Source organism: Cupriavidus sp. SK-4 (genome assembly GCF_000611125.1).
Lineage (GTDB): Bacteria > Pseudomonadota > Gammaproteobacteria > Burkholderiales > Burkholderiaceae > Cupriavidus > Cupriavidus necator.
In genome coordinates this window covers 1-20,859 of the sequence record NZ_JFJW01000097.1, presented here as the reverse complement: position 1 = coordinate 20,859, position 20,859 = coordinate 1, and the positions used below count along the sequence as shown (strand labels likewise).

The following is a 20,859-nucleotide window of genomic DNA, read 5'->3' as shown; positions in this document are numbered from 1 at the left end:
TGGCCGCGCTGCCCTGGCTGCCCGGCGCGGCGCGCGCGTCCGCATGGCCTGACCGCCCGATCCGCATCGTCGCGGCGCAGGCGCCCGGCTCTTCCAATGACTCCACCGCGCGCGCCCTGGCCGAGTACTTTGCCAACAAGCTCAACGTCTCGGTGGTGGTGGAGAACAAGCCCGGCGGGGTCGGCATGATCGCGGCCGAAACCGTGGCCCGTTCCGCGCCCGACGGCTATACGCTGTTGTTCACCCTGCAGAGCCAGCTGGCCCAGGCGCCGGTCCTGCTCAAGAAGCCTCCCATCTCGCCGTCCCGGGACCTGGTACCGATCGCTGCGACCAGTACCGGCGTCGGCGTGATGGTGGCGACCAAGGGCCTGCCCGCGCGCAACTTCAAGGAACTGCTGGCACTGGCGCGCAAGCGGCCGGTCAGCGTGGGCAACTACGGCATCGGTTCCGGCTGGCAGCTGATGGTGACGCAGCTGGCCCGCGACACCGGCGCACAGTTCGACATCATCAACTACAAGGGCACCGGCGCCATGGTCGGCGACCTGCTGGCCGGGCATATCGATATCGGGGCGGGGTCCCTGCTGGGGCTGGCGGGCGGCATTGCCAGCGGCGGGCTGCGGCCGCTGCTGGTGATCAATGGCGCGCGTTCGGCCAAGCTGCCCGGCATCCCGACCTGGGCGGAACAAGGCATCAAGGGCCCGGCCTTCGAGAACCTGACGGAGTGCAATATGCTGCTCGGCCCCGCCGGCCTGCCCGCGCCGATCGTCTCGCGGCTGGCCACGCTGGTGACGGATTCGGTGTCCCAGTCGGAACGGGTGCGCACGGTGCGCGATCAGCTGGGCAGCGAAGACGTGCCGTTGACGGGCGCCGCCCTGCAGAGCTTCATCAATCGGACCTGGCCCACCTTTCAGGCCATGACCCGTTCGATCGGGCTGACGGTGGAGTGAACTGCCGTAGTCGACTGGCGTGACGGAGACATGCAAGCGTGCTCCGTCACGCCGCACCGATCGTCAGAAGATATGCCGGATGCCGAGCGCGGCACCGATCTGGCGATCCTTCCCCGCACCGAGGTAGTAGCCGGTGCCCAGGCCGCCCACCGAGGTGTCGAAATTGAGCCCGGCGTTCTTCGAGAAGGCCGTGGTGAGGTAGAGGCTGGTTCGCTTCGACAGGAAGTACTTGGTCACGAACAGGACTTGCCACGGATTGCTGATGTTGCCCAGCCGGCTGCCGTTCACCGGATTGGTGACCTGCGTGACGTCGTCGTAGTAGTAGGCCAGCGTCGATTCGATGGCCGCATTGAACTTGTAGCTGCCGCCGATCCAGTAGTAGTTGTCGCGCAGCGTTTCCACGTCCGCTGCGTTGGTGGTGCGGCCCCAGCGGTAGCCTGCCACCAGCTTGACTTTGCCGGCGGCGTACATGGCCGCGGCGCTGGCGCGCTGGTTCTTGCCGGGAGCGCCCAGCGCCGTGGCGGCCGGGCGGACCTCGTCATAGCCGAGCGCCACGCCGAACGGGCCGGTCACATAGCTGGTCGCGGCGCCCCAGGCCGTTCCCGAGCGGAAGTTGCCGGGCACCTCGCCGGCGCTTCCGGTGGTGGCCGTATCCGCGCCGGTAGACCAGTGCGTGACCGCGGTCAGCGGCCCGAACTTGCCCGTGTACTTGAGCATGTTGTCTTCGCGGTAGAAGCGGCCGAGGAATGCCACCACCGGCTCATACTGCGGCTGGTAGGCAGCGGCCTGGAAGTTGGCGAAGACATCGAACAAGGATGTGTACTGCCGCCCGAAGGTGACCTTGCCGTAGGCGCCGTCCAGGCCGACGTAGGCCTGGCGGCCGAACATGCGGCCGGCATTGGCGATCTTGCCGTCATCGGCAGCGAAGCCGCTTTCCAGCACGAACACGGCGTCAAGCCCGCCGCCGAGCGGCTCCACCCCGCGCAGGCCCCAGCGCGAGCCGCCGGCGCCGCCCGACAGCATCGCAAAGCGATGGGTGGGCGCACCGGGCGGGACGGTGGCGCCGGTGGAGGACATGTTGTTGACGTACTCGATGTTCACGTCCACCACGCCATAGAGCGTGACTGACGACTGCGCGCAGGCGGTGCCGGTGGCCATGACCCCCGCAACGGCGAGCGCGCAGGGGTGCGCCTTGATGCGATCAACTACCTTCACTGTGTCTCCTCTTTTTTGTTCTGACTGATGAGGGCCATGCTGGCTGGCATACGCCGGCCAACTGGCCGGGTTGCCTTACTCCGCCTTCACACCGGACGTCTCGATCAGGTGCCTGACTACGGGTTCGGTCTTTTCGAATTCCTGCCGGAACTGTGCGGAGGTGCCGCCGACCGGCTCTGCCGAAGAAAGCTGGAGACGTTTCGTCATCGGCGCCGAGTAGGCCGCTGCGCGCGCCTCCTGCTCCAGCCGGCCGACCACGGCTGCCGGCGTACCGGAGCGGACCAGCAGCCCGATCCACCCGGCGGGGCGGTAGGCGGGATCGTCCAGTCCGGCCTCGGCCATGGTGGGAACATCGGGCATGGCTTGCGCGCGGCGGTCTCCGAACACGGCCAGCGGACGTATTCGCCCGCTCTCGATCTGCGGCTTGAGCGTGCCGAGCGAGATCACGCCCCAGGCGATATTGCCGGCGAGCACGTCCTGGGCCACCTGCGCCTCACCCTTGTAGGCAACGTGGACCATGTCAAGCCCGCGCGTCTTGTTGAGCTGGATGCCGACCAGGTGCCCGAAGGTGCCGACACCATAGGAGCCGTAGCTGACCTTGCCTTTGTTCTGCGCCGCCCACGCCAGGAACTCCTTCATGTTCCTGGCCGGCACGTCCCGGCTGACGGCCAGCACGACCGGTCCGACCGCAACCTGCGACACGAAGGCCAGGTCGCGGCGCACGTCATAGGGCACCTTCGGCAACAGGTACGGGGTGTTGATGATCGGCGCGGCATGGGTCACCAGCACGGTGTAGCCATCGGGGGCGGCGCGGGTGACGGCCTGCACGGCCAGGATCCCGGCTGCGCCGGGCTTGTTGTCGACGACGATGGGCTGGCCCAGGCGCTTGCCCATCTCTTCGGCAAGGGTGCGGGACAGGNGGGGGCCGGGCTGCCCGGCGCGCCGCCCGGCGGTGCCGGGACGACGAAGGTAATGGGCCGCGCCGGGTATGCCTGGGCGAAACACGAGGCATGGACGGCGAGTGCGGCGACGGCAATCAGGCTTCGGGTAAGCATGAATATGGCCTCTACTGTTATGGGGCAGTGCGCCCGGCCGGCGGGCCGGGCAGCCTGATTATTGCGGCGCGCCGGACACGGCGATGATCTGGCCGGTGATGTAGTTCGACTCGGGCGAGCAGAACAGGTAGACCCCGCCGGCGGCTTCGGCGGTGGTGCCGCCGCGGCCGAGCGGATTGCGCTGGGCCACGGTCTTGAGCCGCTCCGGGTTCAGGCCGACGCGGATATCGCGGCCTTCGATGTTGATGGTCGCGCCCGCATCCGCGTCGGCGGCCGTCATGCGGGTATGGATCAGGCCGAATGCGACGCAGTTGACATTGACATTGAAGCGGCCCCACTCGCGGCTGAGCGCGCGCGTCATGCCGATCACGCCGGCTTTCGCGGACGAGTAGTTCACCTGGCCGGCATTGCCGTTCAGCCCCGAGGTGGACGAGATATTGACGATCTTGCGATACACCTCGCGCCCGGCCTCGACATCCGCCTGGTGCAGCGCCTTGATATGCGGGTGGGCGGCGCGCAGGATGCGGAACGGCGCGGTCATGTGGCAATCGACGATGGCGTGCCACTGCTCGTCGGTCATCTTGTGGATGACATCGTCCCAGGTGTAGCCGGCGTTGTTGACGATGATGTCGATGCCCTCGAAGGTGCGCATCGCGGTGCCGATGAAGCGCTCGGCGAAGTCGGGCGCGGTCACGTTGCCGACGCAGGCGACGGCCTCGGTCCCTTCCTTTCTCAGCAGTTCCACGGTCTCATGCGCCGGTTCGGCATCGAGGTCGTTGATGACCAGCCGTGCGCCCTCGCTGGCGAGTTTCATTGCAATGGCCTGGCCGATGCCGCGGCCCGAGCCGGTTACCAGGGCAACCTTGCCGTCAAGCTTTCCCATGTCTTCCTCCGTGGATGTAATTGGATTTAAAACGCGACCACGGCGTCGCCAAGGACCCGGGTTTCGCCGTACTGGTTTGCGCTGAGGACTTCCAGCGCGATGCGCTGCTCGCCGTCCTGCTCATACTTGCGGACCACCCGGCCGCTGCAGGTGATCTGGTGCCCGAGATGCGTGATGCCGGCAAAGCGCACGCCGAACTGGCGCAACTGCCGCTGGTCGACCCACTGGGTCAGCAGGCGGCCCAGCCAGGCCATCGACAGCATGCCGTGCGCGAACACATCGGGCATGCCCGCGCGGCGCGCGTAGTCCAGGTCGATATGGATCGCGTTGTGATCGCCGGAGGCGCCGGCGAACAGGGCGAGCGTGGTGCGGTTGACCGGTGCCAGCGTCAGGGGCGGCAGGGTCTGGCCAACCTCGATGTCGTTGAAGTTCAGTGGGTGCATGCTTGTTCCTCTTGCTCAGTTGCGATGCACCAGCACGCCGCGCAGGTCCGCGACGTGCTCGCCACGCTGGTTGGTCACGCGCGTCTCGCGCACCACGAAATCCAGCGCGCCGTTCTTGCGCGCATAGATATCGGTGATGCGGCTTTCAAAGCGCAGCACGTCGCCGGCATAGGCCATGCGGTGGTAGGTGAAGGATTGCTCGCCGTGCAGCACCCGCGCCGGCTGGATCCCGATCTCGGCACGCCAGCTCCGCGCCGGTTGCTGGATCTCGAGCGAGAACAGGAAGGTGGGCGGCAGCGGGATGCCGGGGTGGCCGGCGGCAAGCGCCGCGGCTTCGTCGAAGTAGACGGGGTTGCTTTCGCCTGTCGCCTTGGCGAAGAAGCGCAGCTGCCCCGCCTCCGCCGTGGCCTGGAACGCGGGAAGCGTCATGCCGATATGTTTCTTGTCGATCATGTCTGTGTCCGGTGTCTGGAGATGCCGTCAGGCTCAGGCCGCCTGGTAGATGGTCACCACGCACGCGCCGCCCAGGCCGACGTTGTGCGCCAGCGCGACCCTGGCGCCGTCGACCTGGCGCTGCGCCGCGGTGCCGCGCAACTGCTGGGTCAGCTCGTAGCACTGGGCCAGGCCGGTCGCGCCAAGCGGATGTCCTTTGGACAGCAGGCCGCCCGAAGGGTTGACCACCCACTTGCCGCCATAGGTGTTGTCGCCGTCGTTGACCAGCTTCTCCGCGCCGCCTTCGTCGCACAGGCCCAGGCCCTCGTAGCTCAACAGCTCGTTCTGCGCGAAGCAGTCATGCAGCTCGATCACATCCACGTCGGCGGGGCCTACGCCCGCCTGCTCATAGGCCTGGGCCGCCGCCGCGCGGGTCATGTCGAAGCCCACCACGCGGATCATGTCCCGGGTCTCAAAGCTGCTCGGCGTGTCGGTGGTGACGGACTGACCGGCAATCAGCACGTCGGTGCGCAGCCCGTGCTTGCGCGCGAAGCGCTCGGACACCACGATCGCCGCGGCGGCGCCACAGGTGGGCGGGCAGGCCATCAGGCGGGTCATCACGCCATCCCAGAGCATCGGCGCGGCCATCACATCCTCGGTGGTGAGCACGTTGCGGAACACGGCCAGCGGGTTGTTGGCGGCGTGGCGGCTCGCCTTGGCACGGATGCTGGCGAAGGTCTCGAGCCGGGTGCCGTACTTCTGCATATGGGCCTGGCCGGCGCCGGCAAACTGGCGGATGGCGCCGGGCAGGTCGGGGCGGCCGATCAGCTCGTTGGAAAGCTTGCCGGCGCGCTCGGTAGCGCGGGGGCGGTCGGTCCACACCGACTTCAGCGCGCCCGCGCCCATCTCTTCAAAGCCCACCGCCAGCGCGCAGTCGACAGCGCCGCTCTGCACGGCCTGGCGCGCGAGGAAGAGCGCCGACGAGCCGGTGGCGCAGTTGTTGTTGACGTTCATGACCGGGATCCCGGTCATGCCGACGTGATACAGGGCCTTCTGGCCGCAGGTGGAATCGCCGTACACGTAGCCGGCATAGGCCTGCTGCACCTCGGCGTAGTCCAGGCCGGCATCGGCCAGCGCCTGCCCGACCGCCTGGGCGCCCATCACGTCGTAATGCTCGCTGGTGCCTGGCTTGCGGAACGGGATCATGCCGACGCCGGCAATGAAGACGCGACTTGTCATGTCAGTTTTCCTTCTTGAGATAGAGATGAAGTTCGGGTTTCGACGGCCGCCGGCATATGAGCGCCCGGCGCGCCAGGCCGCATCAGAGCTTGCGTGAGATCAGGTCGCGCATCACTTCGCTGGTGCCGCCGTAGATCCGCGACACGCGCGAGTCCGCAAACGCGCGGGCCACCGGGTACTCCAGCATGTAGCCGTAGCCGCCGTGCAACTGCACCATCTCGTCGAGCGCCTTGCCCAGCGTCTCGGTGGCGAAGAGCTTGGCGATGGCGGCCTCTTCCAGCGTGAGGCGGCGGCGCATGTGCTCGCCGAGGTAGTAGTCGATCATCAGCCGCACCGCGATCGCCTGCGCCTTGATGTCGGCCAGCTTGAACTTGGTGTTCTGGAAGTCCCACACGGTCTGGTTGAAGGCCTTGCGCTCCTTCACGTACTTCAGCGTGTGCTCCAGGCAGACTTCCAGCTTGGCGGCGGCCGTGACCGCGATGGCAAATCGCTCCTGCGGCAGCTCGCCCATCAGGTAGGAAAAGCCCATGCCTTCCTCGCCGAGACGGTTGGCCACCGGCACGCGCACGTCGTCAAAGAACAGTTCCGAGGTGTCCTGTGCCGCGCACCCGACCTTGTCCAGGTTGCGCCCGCGGCGGAAGCCCGGGCGGTCGCCTTCCACCACGATCAGGCTCACGCCCTTGGCGCCGGCGCCGGGGTCGGTCTTGCAGACCACGATGATCAGGTCGGCGTTGAGGCCGTTGCTGATGAAGGTCTTGCTGCCGTTGATGACGTATTCGTCGCCTTCGCGCATGGCCGTGGTGCGGATGGCCTTGAGATCGCTGCCGGTGCCGGGCTCGGTCATGGCAATCGCCAAGATGTACTCGCCGGAACAGACCTTGGGCAGCCAGCGCTGCTTCTGCTCTTCATTGCCGATCCGGTTGATGTACGGCGCGATGATGTCCGAGTGGACCCGGAAGCCCGGGCCGCTGACGCCGGTGCGCGCGAACTCCTCGGCAAAGACGGCGGCATGGCCGAAGTCGCCGCCGCCGCCGCCGTAGCGGGTCGGCAGGGTGACGCAGAGCAGGCCTTCGCGGCCGGCCTTGAGCCAGGTCTCGCGGTCGACCTTGCCGGCCTTGTCCCATTCGGCCTGCTTGTGTACGCATTCACGCTCCAGGAAGCGGCGTACCGTGGTGCGGTACATCTCGTGATCGTCGCGAAAGATGCTGCGGGTGATTTGCATGGAAGGCTCCGGATAGGATGGGGTCTGTTCCTGTGTGGCGTCGGCAGCGGGCAGGCGCTGCATGCTGTCAAAGGTAGCCATCCGGTGCGCGCGTCGAGCCACCCGCGGCGGGTGGCGCCGACCCGATGGCAGGCCAGGCGTGGGGGGCGCTACCCGAGACGGGTGGCGTCTGCGCCCACCGGTGGCTGCTTTACTTCAGTCAAACGACACCGGTACCCGAAGCGCAGCAGGCGCCGACCAGGACAATGCCGATAACAAGCAGACCAGGAGGTAGACAATGCAGTCAGGTTTCCCGATGAACGCCGGCGTGGTCGAACGGCCGCAGAGCCCGCTCAGGCTCGACCGGCAATATGCCCGCAACGGCGTGCCGGAGTGCCTGCACGTGCCGCAGACGACGCTGTTCGACAACCTCGAGATGTCGGCGCGGCGCTTTCCCGACAAGACGGCCATTTATTTCTACAACGCAGCGCTCAGCTATGCCGCGCTGCTGCAGGACGTGGAGCGCATGGCGGGCTACCTGCAGCGCAGCTGCGGCGTGCAGCGCGGCGACCGCGTGCTGCTGTTCAGCCAGAACTGCCCGCAGTTCATTGCCGCCTACTTCGCCATCCTGCGCGCCGATGCCGTGGTGGTGCCGGTCAATGCCATGCTGCGGTGCGAGGAAGTGCGGCATATCGCGACGGACAGCGGCGCGGTGGCGGCCTTCTGTGCGCATGAACTGGTTGGGGAAATCGCGCCGCTGGTCGGCAAGACCACGCTCAGGCATCTGGTCGTGCACGCCTACGGCGATGCGCTGCCGGACGATGCCGGCGGCTTCAGCATTCCCGACGCCGTGCGCGAACGGTTGCCGGCCGCCGATGCGGTGCACGGCACGCGCTGGCATGACGCGCTGGCGCAGGGGCATGCGCCAGACGCGCCGCTGGCGCAGCCGGACGACTTGTGCCTGCTGCCCTACACCTCCGGCACGACCGGGGCGCCAAAGGCATGCATGCACACCCACCGGACGGTCATGGCTTCGGTGGCGGGTTCGCGGTTGTGGCGGCATGTCAACGCAGAATCGACCTTCCTCGCTTCCGCGCCGTTCTTTCACCTGCTCGGTTTGCAGGGGGGCGTCAACGGCGTGTTCTACGCCGGCGGCACGGTCGTCATCCTACCCCGCTGGGACAAGGCGACCGCCGCGCAGCTGATCGAACGCTACCGTGTGACATTCTTTGGCGGGCCGCCGCCCATGATGGTCGACTTCTTCTCGCAGCCGGACCTGGCGCAGCGCGACCTGAGCAGCCTGGTCCTGGTGGCCGGCGGCGGCGCGGCCATGCCGGAGGGCACGGCCCGGCTGATGCGCGAGCAGTACGGCCTGGAGTACGCGGAGGGCTATGGCCTGACCGAGACCGCGGCGTTCCTGCTGGCCAACCCGCTGCACCGGCTCAAGCCCGGCTGCCTGGGCGTGCGCACCTTTGGCGTGGACGCCCGCATTGTCGATCCCGCCACGCTGCAGGAGCTGCCGCAGGGCGAGACCGGCGAGATCGTCGCCCATGGCGCGCAGATCATGCTGGGCTACTGGAACAAGCCGCGCGCCAACGAAGAGAGCTTCGTGGTGATCGACGGCAAGCGCTTCTTCCGCACCGGCGACCTGGCCTATGTCGACGAGGACGGGTACTTCGTCATGCGAGACCGGCTCAAACGCATGATCAACGCCTCCGGCTACAAGGTCTGGCCCGCCGAGGTCGAAGCCATGCTGCACGGCCACCCGGCCATCCGCGAAGCCTGCGTGATCGCCAGCCGCGACGAGCGCCGGGGCGAAACCGTCAAGGCCGTGGTGGTGCTGATGCCGGCCATGCGCGACACCACCGAAGCCGACATCCTGGCCTGGTGCCGCGAACGGATGGCCACCTACAAGGCGCCGCGCATCGTCGAGATCGTCGACGCGCTGCCGCGCACGGCGACCGGGAAGATCGCCTGGCGCGAGCTGCAGGAGCTGGAGCTGCAGAAGTAGCGCGGCCCTGCATCACCGTGCCTGCGCGATACGCATTCATACGGCAGCCGGTCGCCACGACCCGCCTGCCGGCAATTCATCAATCCATGAGGGAGACATCAAGGTGACCAGCAAGACTATGGAAGGGAAGGTCGTCGTCGTGACGGGCGCAGGCCGCGGCATCGGCCGCGCGATTGCCATGCTGATGGCGGCGCACGGCGCCAGGGTGGTGGTCAATGACGCCGGGGTGTCGGTCAATGGCGAAGCCGGTGCGGAGAACCCCGCCGACGAGGTGGTCGGCCTGATCCGCGAGGCCGGCGGCGAAGCCGTGGCCAACGGCGACAGCGTGGCGCAATCGGACAGTGCCCGGCGCATCGTGGAGGCGGCGGTGGACACCTTCGGCCGCATCGACTGCGTCATCAACAACGCCGGCATCCTGCGCGACCGCATCTTCCACCAGATGACCGACGACGACTGGGAGTCGGTGCTCAAGGTGCACCTGTTCGGCAGCTTCTATATGAGTCGCGCCGCGGCCGACCATTTCAAGGAGCAGAAGGACGGCAGCTTCGTGCATATGACGTCCACCTCCGGGCTGGTGGGCAACTTCGGCCAGGCCAACTATGCCGCGGCCAAGATGGGCATCCTGGGTTTGTCCAAGTCCATCGCGCTCGACATGGCCCGCTACAACGTGCGCTCGAACTGCATCTCGCCGTTCGCCTGGAGCCGCATGGTCGGCAGCATCCCCAATACCGGCGACCAGGAGAAGCGGCTGGAGAAGGCGCAGAAGCTGTCGCCGGAAACCATCGCCCCGGTGGCGGTGTTCCTGGCCAGCGACGCGGCACGCGACGTGACCGGGCAGATCTTCGCGGTGCGCCGCAATGAAGTGTTCCTGATCAACCATCCCCGGCCGGTGCGCTCCATGCACCGCGGCGAGGGCTGGACGCCGGAGACGCTGGCCGACCACATGCTGCCCGCGCTGAAGGCCTCGTTTGCGCCGCTGGACCGCTCGTCCGACGTTTTCTCCTGGGACCCGGTCTGACCATCGGAAGCCGACATGACGAATACTGAACTGCAAGAAGAGGCGCTGGTCGTTGCCGACTCGCTGATCCGCTTTATCGATCGCGAGGTGCTGCCGCTCGAACGCGAGCACAAGGCGCTGCTGGCCAGCGAACGCACCATCTATGGTGACGACGGCCGCTTCACCGCGCCCGTGGTGGCGCTGCGCCGGCAGGTGCGCATGCGCTCGGCGGAACTGGGCTTCTACAACCTGTTCGCGCCGGAGGAACTCGGCGGCGGCGGCCTTGGCGCCCAGGCCGCGCTGGCGATCCAGGAGGCGGTGAACGCCCGGTACGGGCCGGCACGCACCCTGATCCAGAACGTGATCCTGCCGTCCTCGTTCACCAACGGGCTGTCGCCGGTGCTGCGCCATCTCGATCCCGCGGTGCTGGAGTTGTATCGCGACGGCCTGGCGCGGGGCGAGCAGACCATGTGCTTCGGGCTGAGCGAACCGGACGCCGGCTCGGACGTCTTCGCCATGAAGACGCGCGCCGTGCGGGACGGCGACCACTGGGAGGTGACCGGGACCAAGCAATGGATCACCAATGCACCCTATGCCGACCTGGCCATGGTCTTCGCGGTCACCGACGAGGCCCTGGCGCGCGAGCGCAAGGGCGGCATCTCCGGCTTCCTGGTGCCGACCAGCACGCCGGGCTTCAGCGTGCCCAGCGTGATCCCGACCATGGGGCACCTGGGCGCGGAGATTGGCATCGTCACGCTGGACAAGGTGCGCGTGCCCGACAGCCATCGCCTGGGCGAAGTGGGCAAGGGCCTGGCCGTGGCGCTGGGCGGCGTCAGCGTGGGCCGCCTGTCGATGGCCGGCACCTGCGTCGGGCTGGCGCGCTGGGCGCTGGACCAGGCGCTGGAGTATGCCAAGGTGCGCAAGACCTTCGGGCGCCCGATCGCGGACCACCAGGCGATCCAGTTCATGTTGGCGGAGTCTGCCATGGACATCTATGCCGCCAAATGCATGGCCCAGAACTGCGCGGCCCGTGTCGACGCCGGCGAGCCTGCCACCAAGGAGGTCTCGATGACCAAGGCATTCGCCACCGAGATGCTCAATCGCGTGATGGACCGCTGCATCCAGATCCACGGCGCGATGGGGCTGACCAATGAGCTGCGGCTGGAGGCAGGCTTCCGGCTGGCGCGGACCATGCGCATCCCGGATGGCACGGCGGAGATCCAGCGCCGCACCGTGGCTGGGCGGCTGCTCGCTGGCGATACCGCGATCTGAGGGGGCGCCGTGGACCACATGGGAGGAACCGCTGAATGAGCATCAAGCGACGTGCCTGCATCGCAGGCGCATTCGAACACCCGACCCGCAAGGCGCCGGACAAGACCGTGGCGCAGCTGCACGCGGAATGCGCGAGGGGCGCACTGGCGGATGCCGGCCTGACCTTGCAGGACGTGGACGGCTATTTCTGCGCGGGCGACGCGCCGGGGCTGGGCGTGCTCAATATGGTCGACTATCTCGGCCTGCGCGTGCGGCATGTCGATTCCAGTGAGACTGGCGGGTCTTCCTATCTGATCCACGTTGCGCATGCGGCGCAGGCGATCGCGACAGGCAAGTGCAATGTCGCCCTGATCACGCTCGCGGGCCGGCCAAGGAGCGAAGGATCGAGCGGGCTGGTCCCGCGCACCGCCAGCACGGCCACGCCGGACGTCGCCTTCGAAAGGCCATACGGCCCGCTGACCGTCAACATGTACGCGCTGGCCGCGGCGCGGCATATGTACGAGTTCGGCACCACCAGCGAGCAGCTGGCCTGGATCAAGGTCGCCGCCGCCGCGCATGCCCAGCACAACGTCAATGCCATGCTGCGCGAGCCGGTGACCGTCAGCGATGTGCTGGCGTCGCCCATGGTGTCCGACCCGCTGCACCGCCTCGACTGCTGCGTGGTCAGCGATGGCGGCGGGGCCCTGCTGGTGGTGCGCCCGGAGATCGCCCGCTCGCTCGGGCGCCCGGTCGTCAACATCCTGGGCGCTGGCGAGACCGTCAAGGGCCAGACCAACGGGCAGGTGGACCTGAGCTATTCGGGCGCTGCGGTGTCCGGGCCGCTGGCCTTTGCCGAGGCAGGCGTGACGCCCGCCGACATCCAGTACGCGTCCATCTACGACAGCTTCACGATCACCGTGCTGATGCAGCTGGAGGACCTGGGCTTCTGCAAGAAGGGCGAAGGCGGGCGCTTCGTTGCCGACGGCAACCTGATCTCCGGCGTCGGCAAGCTGCCTTTCAACACCGATGGGGGCGGGCTCTGCAACAACCACCCGGCCAACCGGGGCGGCATCACCAAGGTCATCGAGGCGGTCAGGCAGTTGCGCGGCGAAGCGCATCCGGAAGTGCAGGTGCCGGACTGCCGCCTGGCACTGGCGCAGGGAACCGGCGGGCTGCTGGGATCGCGGCATGGCAGCGCGACGCTGATCCTGGAACGGGAGGGTTAAGGCATGACCACGATCTATCAGGACCGCCCGCTTGGGGCGCCCGTCATCGATGCCGCCAACGAGCCCTTCTGGCGCGCGGCGGCGCAAGGCCGCCTGCTGATCGGGCATTGCCCGGCCTGCGGCAAGCACCACTGGTATCCCCGTCCGCTTTGCCCCTATTGCCTGAGCGATACCGAATGGCAGCAGGCCAGTGGCCACGGGACGGTCTACAGCATCAGCGTGATGCGCAAGGCCGGGCCCATCGCCTATGCCATTGCCTATGTCCGGCTGGAGGAGGGGGTGACGATGCTGACCAATATCGTCGATGCCGACCTCGATGCGGTGCGCATCGGCGACCGGGTCAGGGTTTGCTTCAAGCCCGCCGAAGACGGCCACATGGTTCCCATGTTCACGCCGGCCTGACGGCAACGCCCGAGGCGAGCGCCTCGGGCACGGCTACGGCTGCGGTGCCCCGGCCGGCGAGCCGAGGTCCAGCTCCAGGTTGCGCGCGCGCGCCACGGCTTCATCGCGCGTGGTGACGCCCAGCTTGCCGTAGATCTTTTTCAGGTGCCATTTCACCGTCTCGGGCGACAGGCCGAGCGCGCGCGCGATCTTCTTGTTCGGCATGGTCTGCGTCAGCAGCCGCAGCACGTCGGCTTCGCGCTCGCTCAGGTCCAGCGCCGGCAGGCGCAGCGGGCCCTGGCCGTCGCCGGCAGCTGCCAGCACGGCTGAGCTGGCCTGCTGCGCGGCCTGCAGGCGCGCCACATAGAAGCTGAGCACCGGGTCTTGCTGCTGCGGCGGCATGTCCTGCAGGAGCCTGGCGATCAGCGGCATGGCGGCCTGGTCGGCATCGAGCAGGCTGCGCACCAGGCCGAGCCGATGGCCCAGGCGCAGCGCGGCCAGGGCTTCTTCGCGAGCGGAGTCCGGGCGCTCGCGGCGGCTCTCGACCAGGGCGTTCTGCAAGCGCAGCTGCGCCACCTGCCGCTGCCAGCCGCGGGCCTCGCAGCGGGCAATCAGGGATGTGAGCCGGATATGCGCGCCGTGGAAGTCCTCATGCGCGATGCTGCGGCGGATATGGGCCTGCTGCGTGACGGCGCGGATCTCGTCCAGCGCACTGGGGCCGGGCTGGTCGTAGCGCGCATCGATGGCATCGAGCCGGGCCAGGCAGGCGTCGGCCGCATCCAGCTCGCCGCCTGACAGATGGCGCGAGACCCGCGCGGCCAGCGCATGCGCGAGCAGCCGGTCCAGGCCCAGCTGGGTTGCATAGTCTTCGAGGCGATCGAGGTAGGCGAACGCGTCCAGCGGGTGGCCGCAGACCCAGTGCGCGGCCGACAAGGTCGCCAGAACCTTCAGCACGGAGTCGGGGATCGACACGCGTTCGAGCACATCGACCCGCTCTTCGAGCAGCCGGATCGCGCCCGCGGCGTCGTTGTGCTCATACAGCACGTCGGCGAGCAGTGCAGCCGAGAAGTAGGCGGCCTCCGAGCACAGCTTGCTTTGCTGTTCGGCCTCGCGCAGCACGTCGCGGCTGATGCGCTCGACCTGCAGCATCTGGCCTTCCAGCGCGTAGCTGAAGCCCATCAGGCTGCGCCCGCTCAGGCTGCCGGCGGTGGAGCCGGTAAGCGGGGTGCCGTCGAGCAGCAGGGGCGGCTGGTCGCACTGGAAGCTGCGCGCGCGCTCGTATTCGCCCCGATGCATATAGAGCCAGGACAGCAGCGCACGGCGCGTGCCGGTGACGATGGCATCGTCATGCGAGGACGCCTGCAGCAGCTCCGGCAGGATCGACATGGCCGCATCCGTGTCGTCCCGTTGCAAGGCCATCACGCCGCGCAGCACGGTCAGCGTGACGCGCGACTCGGCGTCGTCGGACGTGATATCGGCCTGCAGGCGATCCATCGCGGCCGCGGCCGCATCGAACTCGCGGGCGTAGAGCTGCATGCGCAGCTTCCAGAGCCGCAGGCCGATGCGCGCCTGGATCTGCTCGGGCGGCAACAGCCGCACCAGCTGCACCACCCGGCGCAGCTCGCCCCGGCTGAACAGGTTCCGGGCGCTTTGCAGCACCAGGTCGGCAGCCGCCTCGGCTTTGCCGCCAAGCACGGCGTGGCGCACGGCCTCTTCGATATGGCCATGCGCGCGGAACCAGTGCCAGGCGGCTACGTGGACCTGTCGCTGCTGGATCTCGCTCCAGGCATGGAAGCGTTCGAGCAGGGTCTCGCGCAGCAAGGGATGGAGCCGGTACCACGAACCGGGTTCGGCGCCCTCGACCGGCACGATGAAGAGGTTGTCGCATTCCAGGCGCGCCAGCAGCGCCGCTACCTCGGCCAGCGGCTGCGGTGGCTCGGTCAGCGCTGCGCACAGCGCGGTGCAGAAGCGGTCGCTGCTCGCCACGCGGATCAGCAGCGCGGTTTCGCCCGGTGACAGGCGCGACAGCACCTCGCGCTCGAAGTATTGCGTGAACGCCCCGGCGTTCTGCACATGCGCGCGCACCATGCTGTCAGCCAGCGAGGCCCCGCCGGTGGCTTGCTTCCTGCGCTTCCAGTGCGCGGCGAAGAGGTGCAGGCCCGCCACCCAGCCATCGGTCAGTTCATGCAGGGTGCGGGCATCGCGCGGGCTGATGTGGTCGAGCTGGGCGTTCAGGAACTGCTCGGACTCCGTTAGCGTGAAGCGCAGGTCGCGCTGGTCCAGTTCCAGCACCAGTCCCTGGTCGCGCAGGCGGGCCAGCGACAGCGGCACCGCGGCACGGGACAGCAGCACGAGGTGGAAATTGGGCGGGGCGTAGTCCAGCAGCCATTGCAAGGCTTCGTGGGTACGGGCGCTGGTCAGGTGGTGGAAGTCGTCCAGCACCAGCGTCACATCGCGCTGATGGGCGGCAATGCCATGCAGCAGCGAAATCACGGCGCACTCCACGGCCTCGGTATTGGTGGCCCGCCCCGCCAGCAGGGCCGCTTCGCGCGTGATGGCGGGATCGGTCTGTTCCAGGCTGGCCAGCAGGCTGTCAAGCCAGCGCCCCGGCTCGTTGTCGTCCTCGGTGAGGGTCAGCCAGGCAACGTCGAAATTCAGTCCCAGCAGCGCCTGCCGCCAGGCCACCAGCGTGGTGCTCTTGCCGCAGCCGGCGGGGCCCTGCAATACCAGGCAACGCTTGTGCCGTGATTCGAACAGTTGGGTCAGCAGCCGTTCACGCGCGAGCACGCGGGCCGGGCCGCGAGGAGGAAGAAACTTGTCGACTGCATCCGGGTCCGGCGCAGTGCTGTGGTGTAGACCTTGCAGCATATTGGACACATACCTTGTAGCCGGGATCGGGTAGGTCCGGATCGGTGGCGCGGTGTTCCGAAGTGAGCCTTGATTGTACGGGAAACCTCTTCTCTGTAGCGACTGAAGGGGCGCCAAGCGCCCCTTCAGACGTGCACAAGGAGAGCCGGCAGTGGCTACGCCTTGATGGCCTCGCTCGCAGCCTCGTCGATCAAGGCCGCGACTTCTGCTGCCTGCGACGCCAGCGAAGCATGGCTTGCCGCCAGGGTCATGACTTTCCTGGCATTGAGCCGGGCCGCCATCTTCTGCTGGTTCTCCGGCGCGATCATTCTGTCTTCGCTGGAGACCTGGTACCAGGACGGCTTCTTCTTCCACGCCGGCGCGGTGATGGTATCGCCAAAGGTGCTGGCAAGCGGCGCCTTCTGCGTCACCGCCATCACCAGGGCTTCGTCGGGCGACAGGTCCTGGCAGAAGCTCTCATGGAACTTGTCGGGGTTGAGCCACAGGTAGCCATCGCTGTCGGGCACCAGGTTCGCCGCTGCGGCGGGAAGATGCTGCTGCGTGATTGCGCCGGGGCTCTCTCCCGCGTCGGGAGCAAAGGCCGCGATATAGACAAGCCCGACCACATTCGGCTGGTCACCCACCTGGGTAATCACGGCGCCGCCGTACGAATGCCCCACCAGCAGGACCGGGCCTGCCTGCTGGGCAATCATCTTGCGGGTGCGCTCGGCATCGTCAGCCAGCGAGGTCAACGGGAGCTCCACGGCGCGCAGGGACGTATAGCCCTTGCGCGCCAGCTCAATGATGACGTTGCGCCAATGCGCGGCGCCGCCCCAGAACCCGTGCACCAACACAATCGTGGGCTTGTTGCTCATGACCTGGACTCCTGTTCGTGGATGAATACGGCTCGCCGATCATGGCGGCATGCCGTGGGTCTTCGGCGGAGCGGCCCGGCTTGAACCGATGCCACGAAGGCTCGGCCTGGCGCCCCATACGACTATAGGAACAAGGGCGCAATGGGGCGAGCCATGATCGCGGGCCCTGGGGTATGCGGAATTTGCCGCGCTGGCATCGGGGCTGCGCGCCTGCGCCGAAGCGGCGCAGGCGCATCGGCAAGCTCAGCCCGCGGCGTTCTCTTGCGCCGCGTCATATTGCCCCAGGCAGGCCATGGCATTCAGCCGTGAGCGCTGCAGCAGCGCCCGTTGTGCTTGCGCCGCGTTGGCGGCGTCGCCGCGCCAGGCCAGCAGGGGCGGCTCCTGCAAGGCGCGCCCGTAGGAGAAGGACAATCGCCAGGGCAGCGGAGCAAGCAGATTCATGGCGTCCAGATTGACGGTGGCCTCGGTGGGCGTCTGGCCGCCGGACAGGAAGAAGATGCCCGGCACCGCCGCCGGCACCGTGCGCTTGAGCACCTGGACGGTCTGCATGGCGACCTCGGCCGGCGCCGCGTGCCCGGCGTCCTTGCCGGGCAGCACCATGCTCGGCTTCAGCAGCATGTGTTCCAGCACCACCGCATGCCGTTGCAAGGCATGAAAGACTGCATGCAGCACGGCCTCGGTGACCTCGGCGCAACGCTCCATGGTGTGCGCGCCGTCCATCAGCACCTCGGGCTCGACGATGGGCACCACGCCCGCTTCCTGGCAGATCGCGGCATAGCGCGCCAGCGCCTCTGCATTAGCCTGGACGGCAGCCCAGCCCGGCAGTTTGTCCGACACGTTGTAGACCGCACGCCACTTGGCAAAGCGCGCGCCCTGCTGGCGATAACCGGCAAGCCGCTTGGCCAGCCCGTCGAGACCCTCGGTGACCTCGTCCCCGGGTGCCAGGGCCAGCGCGATCTTGCCCTTGTCCACCTTGATACCGGGCACGATGCCCTGGCGCGCCGCCAGTTCCGGCAGCGGCGTGCCATCGTCGGCGCGCTGGCTCAGGGTTTCCTCGTACAGGATCACGCCGCTGATGAACTCGCCAAGACCTGGGGTCGACAAGAGCAGGTTGCGCCACGCGCGGCGGTTTTCCTCGCTCGACTCCACCCCGATGCGTTCGAACCGCTTGGCGATGGTCGGACCGCTCTCGTCGGCTGCCAGCAGCCCTCTGCCCGCTTGTGCCAGGGCGTCCACGGTGGCTTGCAGTTCGCTTTTTCTGTCCATGATGAGGCTCCGTGCAGGTGACATAGGAACAAGCATTGGCGCGAAAATGCCGTCGCGCAAGCCACGCGGGGCGCGTAGCGCCTGCCTAAGGTGGCCGCCCGAACGCTTCGCGCAGTTTGCCCTTGGCCTTTTCCAGCGTGGCGCGACGCGCCCTGGGCAGATGACGGCCGGCGCGATTGATGTAGAAATTGAGCATCGACATCGCCGACTGGAACGCCGTGCCCTTGCGGCGCCGGCTGCTCACGGCGGAACGCTTGAGCGAGGCGGCAATTTCCTCGGGGTTGTCCGAGGCGAAGATGTGCGGTTCGAGATCCAGCGCGTCGCTGTGCTCTGTGACCTGCTGCGACCAGCGCCGCCCCTTGCCGGCGCCAGCTTTGGCGAGGCCCTTTGCCGGCCGGCGGGTGGATTTCGCGGCAGCCATTTCCGATCCTCCCATAGCTTTATCGGGATCCGTCTAGCCTAGGCAACTTCTCGCCGTCCTGGGGGGATCGCGCGGGACCGGTGCGTGGTGGCAAGCCAGCCCGGGCGGTGTGGGATAATTGCGTCTTTGCCCAGGGCGCAGCTCAAGAGGTTGTTCGCACGGGCGCGCAAGGGCCCTTATTCCCGTGGCCCGCTTCCTTTCTGCGATATTTCTTCAGCAATAGAATGCCCACATACCGTTCCAAAACCTCCACCGCCGGCCGCAACATGGCGGGGGCGCGCTCGCTGTGGCGCGCCACCGGCATGAAAGACGAAGATTTTTCCAAGCCCATCGTTGCGGTGGTCAATTCCTTCACCCAGTTCGTGCCCGGGCACGTGCACCTGAAGGACCTGGGCCAGCTGGTCGCGCGCGAGATCGAGGCCGCGGGCGGCGTGGCCAAGGAGTTCAACACCATTGCGGTCGATGACGGTATCGCCATGGGCCACGACGGCATGCTGTATTCGCTGCCCAGCCGCGACATCATCGCGGACTCGGTGGAATACATGGTCAACGCGCACTGCGCCGACGCCATGGTGTGCATCTCCAACTGCGACAAGATCACCCCCGGCATGCTGATGGCCGCGATGCGGCTCAACATCCCGGTGATCTTCGTCTCCGGCGGCCCGATGGAAGCCGGCAAGACGCGCCTGGCCAACCCCGTCACCAAGGCCATGGAGTTCAAGAAGCTCGACCTGGTGGACGCCATGGTGATCGCCGCCGACAGCGCCTATTCCGACGCCGACGTGGCCGAGGTGGAGCGCTCCGCCTGCCCCACCTGCGGTTCGTGCTCGGGAATGTTCACCGCCAACTCCATGAACTGCCTGACCGAGGCGCTGGGCCTGTCGCTGCCCGGCAACGGCACGGTGGTGGCTACCCACGCGGACCGCGAGCAGCTGTTCAAGCGCGCCGGCAGCCGCATCGTGGAACTGGCGCGCCAGTACTATGAGCAGGAAGACGAGCGCATCCTGCCGCGCTCGGTAGGCTTCAAGGCGTTCGAGAACGCCATGACGCTGGACATCGCCATGGGCGGCTCCACCAACACCATCCTGCACCTGCTGGCGATCGCGAGCGAGGCGGGCATCGACTTCGGCATGACCGACATCGACCGCCTCTCGCGCGTCGTGCCGCAGCTGTGCAAGGTGGCGCCCAACACCAACAAGTACCACATTGAAGACGTGCACCGCGCGGGCGGCATCATGGCCATCCTGGGCGAGCTGGAGCGCGCCGGCAAGCTGCACACCGACGTGCCCACGGTGCATGCCCCCACGCTCAAGGACGCGCTGGAGCAGTGGGACATCAGCCGCACCCGGGACGAAGCCGTCAGGAACTTCTACCTGGCCGGCCCGGCAGGCATTCCCACCCAGGTGGCGTTCAGCCAGAACACGCGCTGGCCCAGCCTGGACCTGGACCGCGCCGAAGGCTGCATCCGCTCCTACGAGCACGCCTTCTCCAAGGAAGGCGGCCTGGCGGTGCTGACGGGCAACATTGCGCTCGACGGCTGCGTGGTGAAGACCGCCGGCGTGGACGAGAGCATCCTCGTGTTCGAAGGCACGGCCCACGTCACCGAATCGCAGGACGAGGCGGTGGAGAACATCCTCAACGACAAGGTCAAGGCCGGCGACGTGGTGATCGTGCGCTACGAAGGCCCCAAGGGCGGCCCCGGCATGCAGGAGATGCTCTACCCGACCAGCTACATCAAGTCCAAGGGCCTGGGCAAGGCCTGCGCGCTGCTAACCGACGGCCGCTTCTCTGGCGGCACCTCGGGTTTGTCCATCGGCCACTGCTCGCCCGAAGCGGCAGCCGGCGGCGCCATCGGCCTGGTGCGCGACGGCGACAAGATCCGCATCGACATTCCCAATCGCACGATCAACGTGCTGCTGTCCGACGAGGAACTGGCGAGCCGCCGCGAAGAGCAGAACGCCAAGGGGTGGAAGCCGGCCAAGGCACGTCCGCGCAAGGTGTCTGCTGCGCTGAAGGCTTATGCCAAGCTGGTGATGTCGGCGGACAAGGGTGCGGTGCGGGACTTGTCGTTGCTGGATGACTGATCCCGGGGCGAAGCTTTACTTCGTTTGCCGAGAAGGCCGCTCTTTGGAGCGGCTTTTTTTTGGGTGCGCCCGGCAGGGCGCACTG

The 20,859-nt window shown here is 67.6% G+C and carries 18 protein-coding genes; 7 read left to right on the top strand and 11 right to left on the bottom strand.

The window, feature by feature from the left end:
- Positions 1-947 (top strand): tripartite tricarboxylate transporter substrate binding protein (locus CF68_RS21025; RefSeq protein ID WP_035822510.1); only part of this gene is annotated, 947 nt, incomplete at its 5' end.
- A 63-nt stretch (positions 948-1,010) separates the two neighbouring features.
- Here the strand turns inward: CF68_RS21025 and CF68_RS21020 are convergent.
- From CF68_RS21020 to CF68_RS20990, 7 genes are all read right to left on the bottom strand, one after another.
- A complete protein-coding gene (locus tag CF68_RS21020) occupies positions 1,011-2,162 on the bottom strand; it encodes a porin (protein WP_255351129.1) in 1,152 nt (383 codons plus the stop codon).
- Between the two features lie 75 nt (positions 2,163-2,237).
- Positions 2,238-3,056, bottom strand: a complete 819-nt coding sequence (locus CF68_RS21015) for a tripartite tricarboxylate transporter substrate binding protein (protein WP_235205840.1) — start codon at positions 3,054-3,056, stop codon at positions 2,238-2,240.
- Positions 3,057-3,275: 219 nt separating this feature from the next.
- Positions 3,276-4,100, bottom strand: a complete 825-nt coding sequence (locus CF68_RS21010) for an SDR family NAD(P)-dependent oxidoreductase (protein ID WP_035822508.1) — start codon at positions 4,098-4,100, stop codon at positions 3,276-3,278.
- A 26-nt stretch (positions 4,101-4,126) separates the two neighbouring features.
- The gene (locus tag CF68_RS21005; protein ID WP_035822506.1) at positions 4,127-4,543 is read right to left on the bottom strand and encodes a MaoC family dehydratase; all 417 of its coding nucleotides are present in this window, start codon (positions 4,541-4,543) and stop codon (positions 4,127-4,129) included.
- A 15-nt stretch (positions 4,544-4,558) separates the two neighbouring features.
- Entirely contained in the window at positions 4,559-4,996 is a 438-nt protein-coding gene (locus CF68_RS21000; protein WP_035822503.1) for a MaoC family dehydratase N-terminal domain-containing protein, read from the bottom strand.
- 33 nt (positions 4,997-5,029) lie between these two features.
- Entirely contained in the window at positions 5,030-6,214 is a 1,185-nt protein-coding gene (locus CF68_RS20995; protein ID WP_035822499.1) for a lipid-transfer protein, read from the bottom strand.
- 82 nt (positions 6,215-6,296) lie between these two features.
- A complete protein-coding gene (locus CF68_RS20990; protein WP_035822514.1) occupies positions 6,297-7,436 on the bottom strand; it encodes an acyl-CoA dehydrogenase family protein in 1,140 nt (379 codons plus the stop codon).
- A 277-nt stretch (positions 7,437-7,713) separates the two neighbouring features.
- On the opposite strand from CF68_RS20990, the gene CF68_RS20985 reads away from it, so the two are divergent.
- The 5 genes from CF68_RS20985 to CF68_RS20965 all read left to right on the top strand — a co-directional run bounded on the left by CF68_RS20985 (position 7,714) and on the right by CF68_RS20965 (position 13,302).
- Positions 7,714-9,426, top strand: coding sequence for a long-chain fatty acid--CoA ligase (locus CF68_RS20985; RefSeq protein WP_035822496.1), 1,713 nt, complete (start codon positions 7,714-7,716; stop codon positions 9,424-9,426).
- Positions 9,427-9,544: 118 nt separating this feature from the next.
- The gene (locus CF68_RS20980) at positions 9,545-10,444 is read left to right on the top strand and encodes an SDR family oxidoreductase (RefSeq protein WP_035822494.1); all 900 of its coding nucleotides are present in this window, start codon (positions 9,545-9,547) and stop codon (positions 10,442-10,444) included.
- A gap of 15 nt (positions 10,445-10,459) precedes the next feature.
- The gene (locus CF68_RS20975) at positions 10,460-11,695 is read left to right on the top strand and encodes an acyl-CoA dehydrogenase family protein (protein WP_035822492.1); all 1,236 of its coding nucleotides are present in this window, start codon (positions 10,460-10,462) and stop codon (positions 11,693-11,695) included.
- 35 nt (positions 11,696-11,730) lie between these two features.
- The gene (locus CF68_RS20970; protein ID WP_035822491.1) at positions 11,731-12,900 is read left to right on the top strand and encodes a thiolase domain-containing protein; all 1,170 of its coding nucleotides are present in this window, start codon (positions 11,731-11,733) and stop codon (positions 12,898-12,900) included.
- Between the two features lie 3 nt (positions 12,901-12,903).
- The gene (locus CF68_RS20965; RefSeq protein ID WP_035822490.1) at positions 12,904-13,302 is read left to right on the top strand and encodes a Zn-ribbon domain-containing OB-fold protein; all 399 of its coding nucleotides are present in this window, start codon (positions 12,904-12,906) and stop codon (positions 13,300-13,302) included.
- Positions 13,303-13,335: 33 nt separating this feature from the next.
- Here CF68_RS20965 and CF68_RS20960 read toward each other — a convergent pair whose 3' ends face one another.
- The 4 genes from CF68_RS20960 to CF68_RS20945 form a co-directional block, all read right to left on the bottom strand.
- Positions 13,336-16,149 (bottom strand): LuxR C-terminal-related transcriptional regulator, encoded by a 2,814-nt coding sequence (locus CF68_RS20960; protein WP_051591616.1) that lies wholly within the window; start codon positions 16,147-16,149, stop codon positions 13,336-13,338.
- A 155-nt stretch (positions 16,150-16,304) separates the two neighbouring features.
- Positions 16,305-17,003 carry an alpha/beta hydrolase gene (locus tag CF68_RS20955; protein ID WP_035822488.1) on the bottom strand — a complete coding sequence of 233 codons (699 nt, stop codon included), beginning with the start codon at positions 17,001-17,003 and terminating at the stop codon, positions 16,305-16,307.
- A gap of 243 nt (positions 17,004-17,246) precedes the next feature.
- On the bottom strand, positions 17,247-18,269 hold the full coding sequence (locus CF68_RS20950) for a class I fructose-bisphosphate aldolase (protein WP_035822486.1): 1,023 nt from the start codon (positions 18,267-18,269) through the stop codon (positions 17,247-17,249).
- Between the two features lie 85 nt (positions 18,270-18,354).
- Positions 18,355-18,690 carry a DUF3175 domain-containing protein gene (locus CF68_RS20945; RefSeq protein WP_051591615.1) on the bottom strand — a complete coding sequence of 112 codons (336 nt, stop codon included), beginning with the start codon at positions 18,688-18,690 and terminating at the stop codon, positions 18,355-18,357.
- 224 nt (positions 18,691-18,914) lie between these two features.
- On the opposite strand from CF68_RS20945, the gene ilvD reads away from it, so the two are divergent.
- Positions 18,915-20,774, top strand: coding sequence for a dihydroxy-acid dehydratase (gene ilvD / locus CF68_RS20940; protein ID WP_035822481.1), 1,860 nt, complete (start codon positions 18,915-18,917; stop codon positions 20,772-20,774).
- Positions 20,775-20,859: the final 85 nt, after the last annotated feature.

Coding starts and splice junctions, on each gene's coding strand:
- CF68_RS21015 (WP_235205840.1), bottom strand. CDS start 3,056: ATGGGCAAGCGCCTGGGCCAGCCCATCGTCGTCGACAACAAGCCCGGC.
- CF68_RS21010 (WP_035822508.1), bottom strand. CDS start 4,100: ATGGGAAAGCTTGACGGCAAGGTTGCCCTGGTAACCGGCTCGGGCCGC.
- CF68_RS21005 (WP_035822506.1), bottom strand. CDS start 4,543: ATGCACCCACTGAACTTCAACGACATCGAGGTTGGCCAGACCCTGCCG.
- CF68_RS21000 (WP_035822503.1), bottom strand. CDS start 4,996: ATGATCGACAAGAAACATATCGGCATGACGCTTCCCGCGTTCCAGGCC.
- CF68_RS20995 (WP_035822499.1), bottom strand. CDS start 6,214: ATGACAAGTCGCGTCTTCATTGCCGGCGTCGGCATGATCCCGTTCCGC.
- CF68_RS20990 (WP_035822514.1), bottom strand. CDS start 7,436: ATGCAAATCACCCGCAGCATCTTTCGCGACGATCACGAGATGTACCGC.
- CF68_RS20985 (WP_035822496.1), top strand. CDS start 7,714: ATGCAGTCAGGTTTCCCGATGAACGCCGGCGTGGTCGAACGGCCGCAG.
- CF68_RS20980 (WP_035822494.1), top strand. CDS start 9,545: ATGGAAGGGAAGGTCGTCGTCGTGACGGGCGCAGGCCGCGGCATCGGC.
- CF68_RS20975 (WP_035822492.1), top strand. CDS start 10,460: ATGACGAATACTGAACTGCAAGAAGAGGCGCTGGTCGTTGCCGACTCG.
- CF68_RS20970 (WP_035822491.1), top strand. CDS start 11,731: ATGAGCATCAAGCGACGTGCCTGCATCGCAGGCGCATTCGAACACCCG.
- CF68_RS20965 (WP_035822490.1), top strand. CDS start 12,904: ATGACCACGATCTATCAGGACCGCCCGCTTGGGGCGCCCGTCATCGAT.
- CF68_RS20960 (WP_051591616.1), bottom strand. CDS start 16,149: ATGCTGCAAGGTCTACACCACAGCACTGCGCCGGACCCGGATGCAGTC.
- CF68_RS20955 (WP_035822488.1), bottom strand. CDS start 17,003: ATGAGCAACAAGCCCACGATTGTGTTGGTGCACGGGTTCTGGGGCGGC.
- CF68_RS20950 (WP_035822486.1), bottom strand. CDS start 18,269: ATGGACAGAAAAAGCGAACTGCAAGCCACCGTGGACGCCCTGGCACAA.
- CF68_RS20945 (WP_051591615.1), bottom strand. CDS start 18,690: ATGGCTGCCGCGAAATCCACCCGCCGGCCGGCAAAGGGCCTCGCCAAA.
- ilvD (WP_035822481.1), top strand. CDS start 18,915: ATGCCCACATACCGTTCCAAAACCTCCACCGCCGGCCGCAACATGGCG.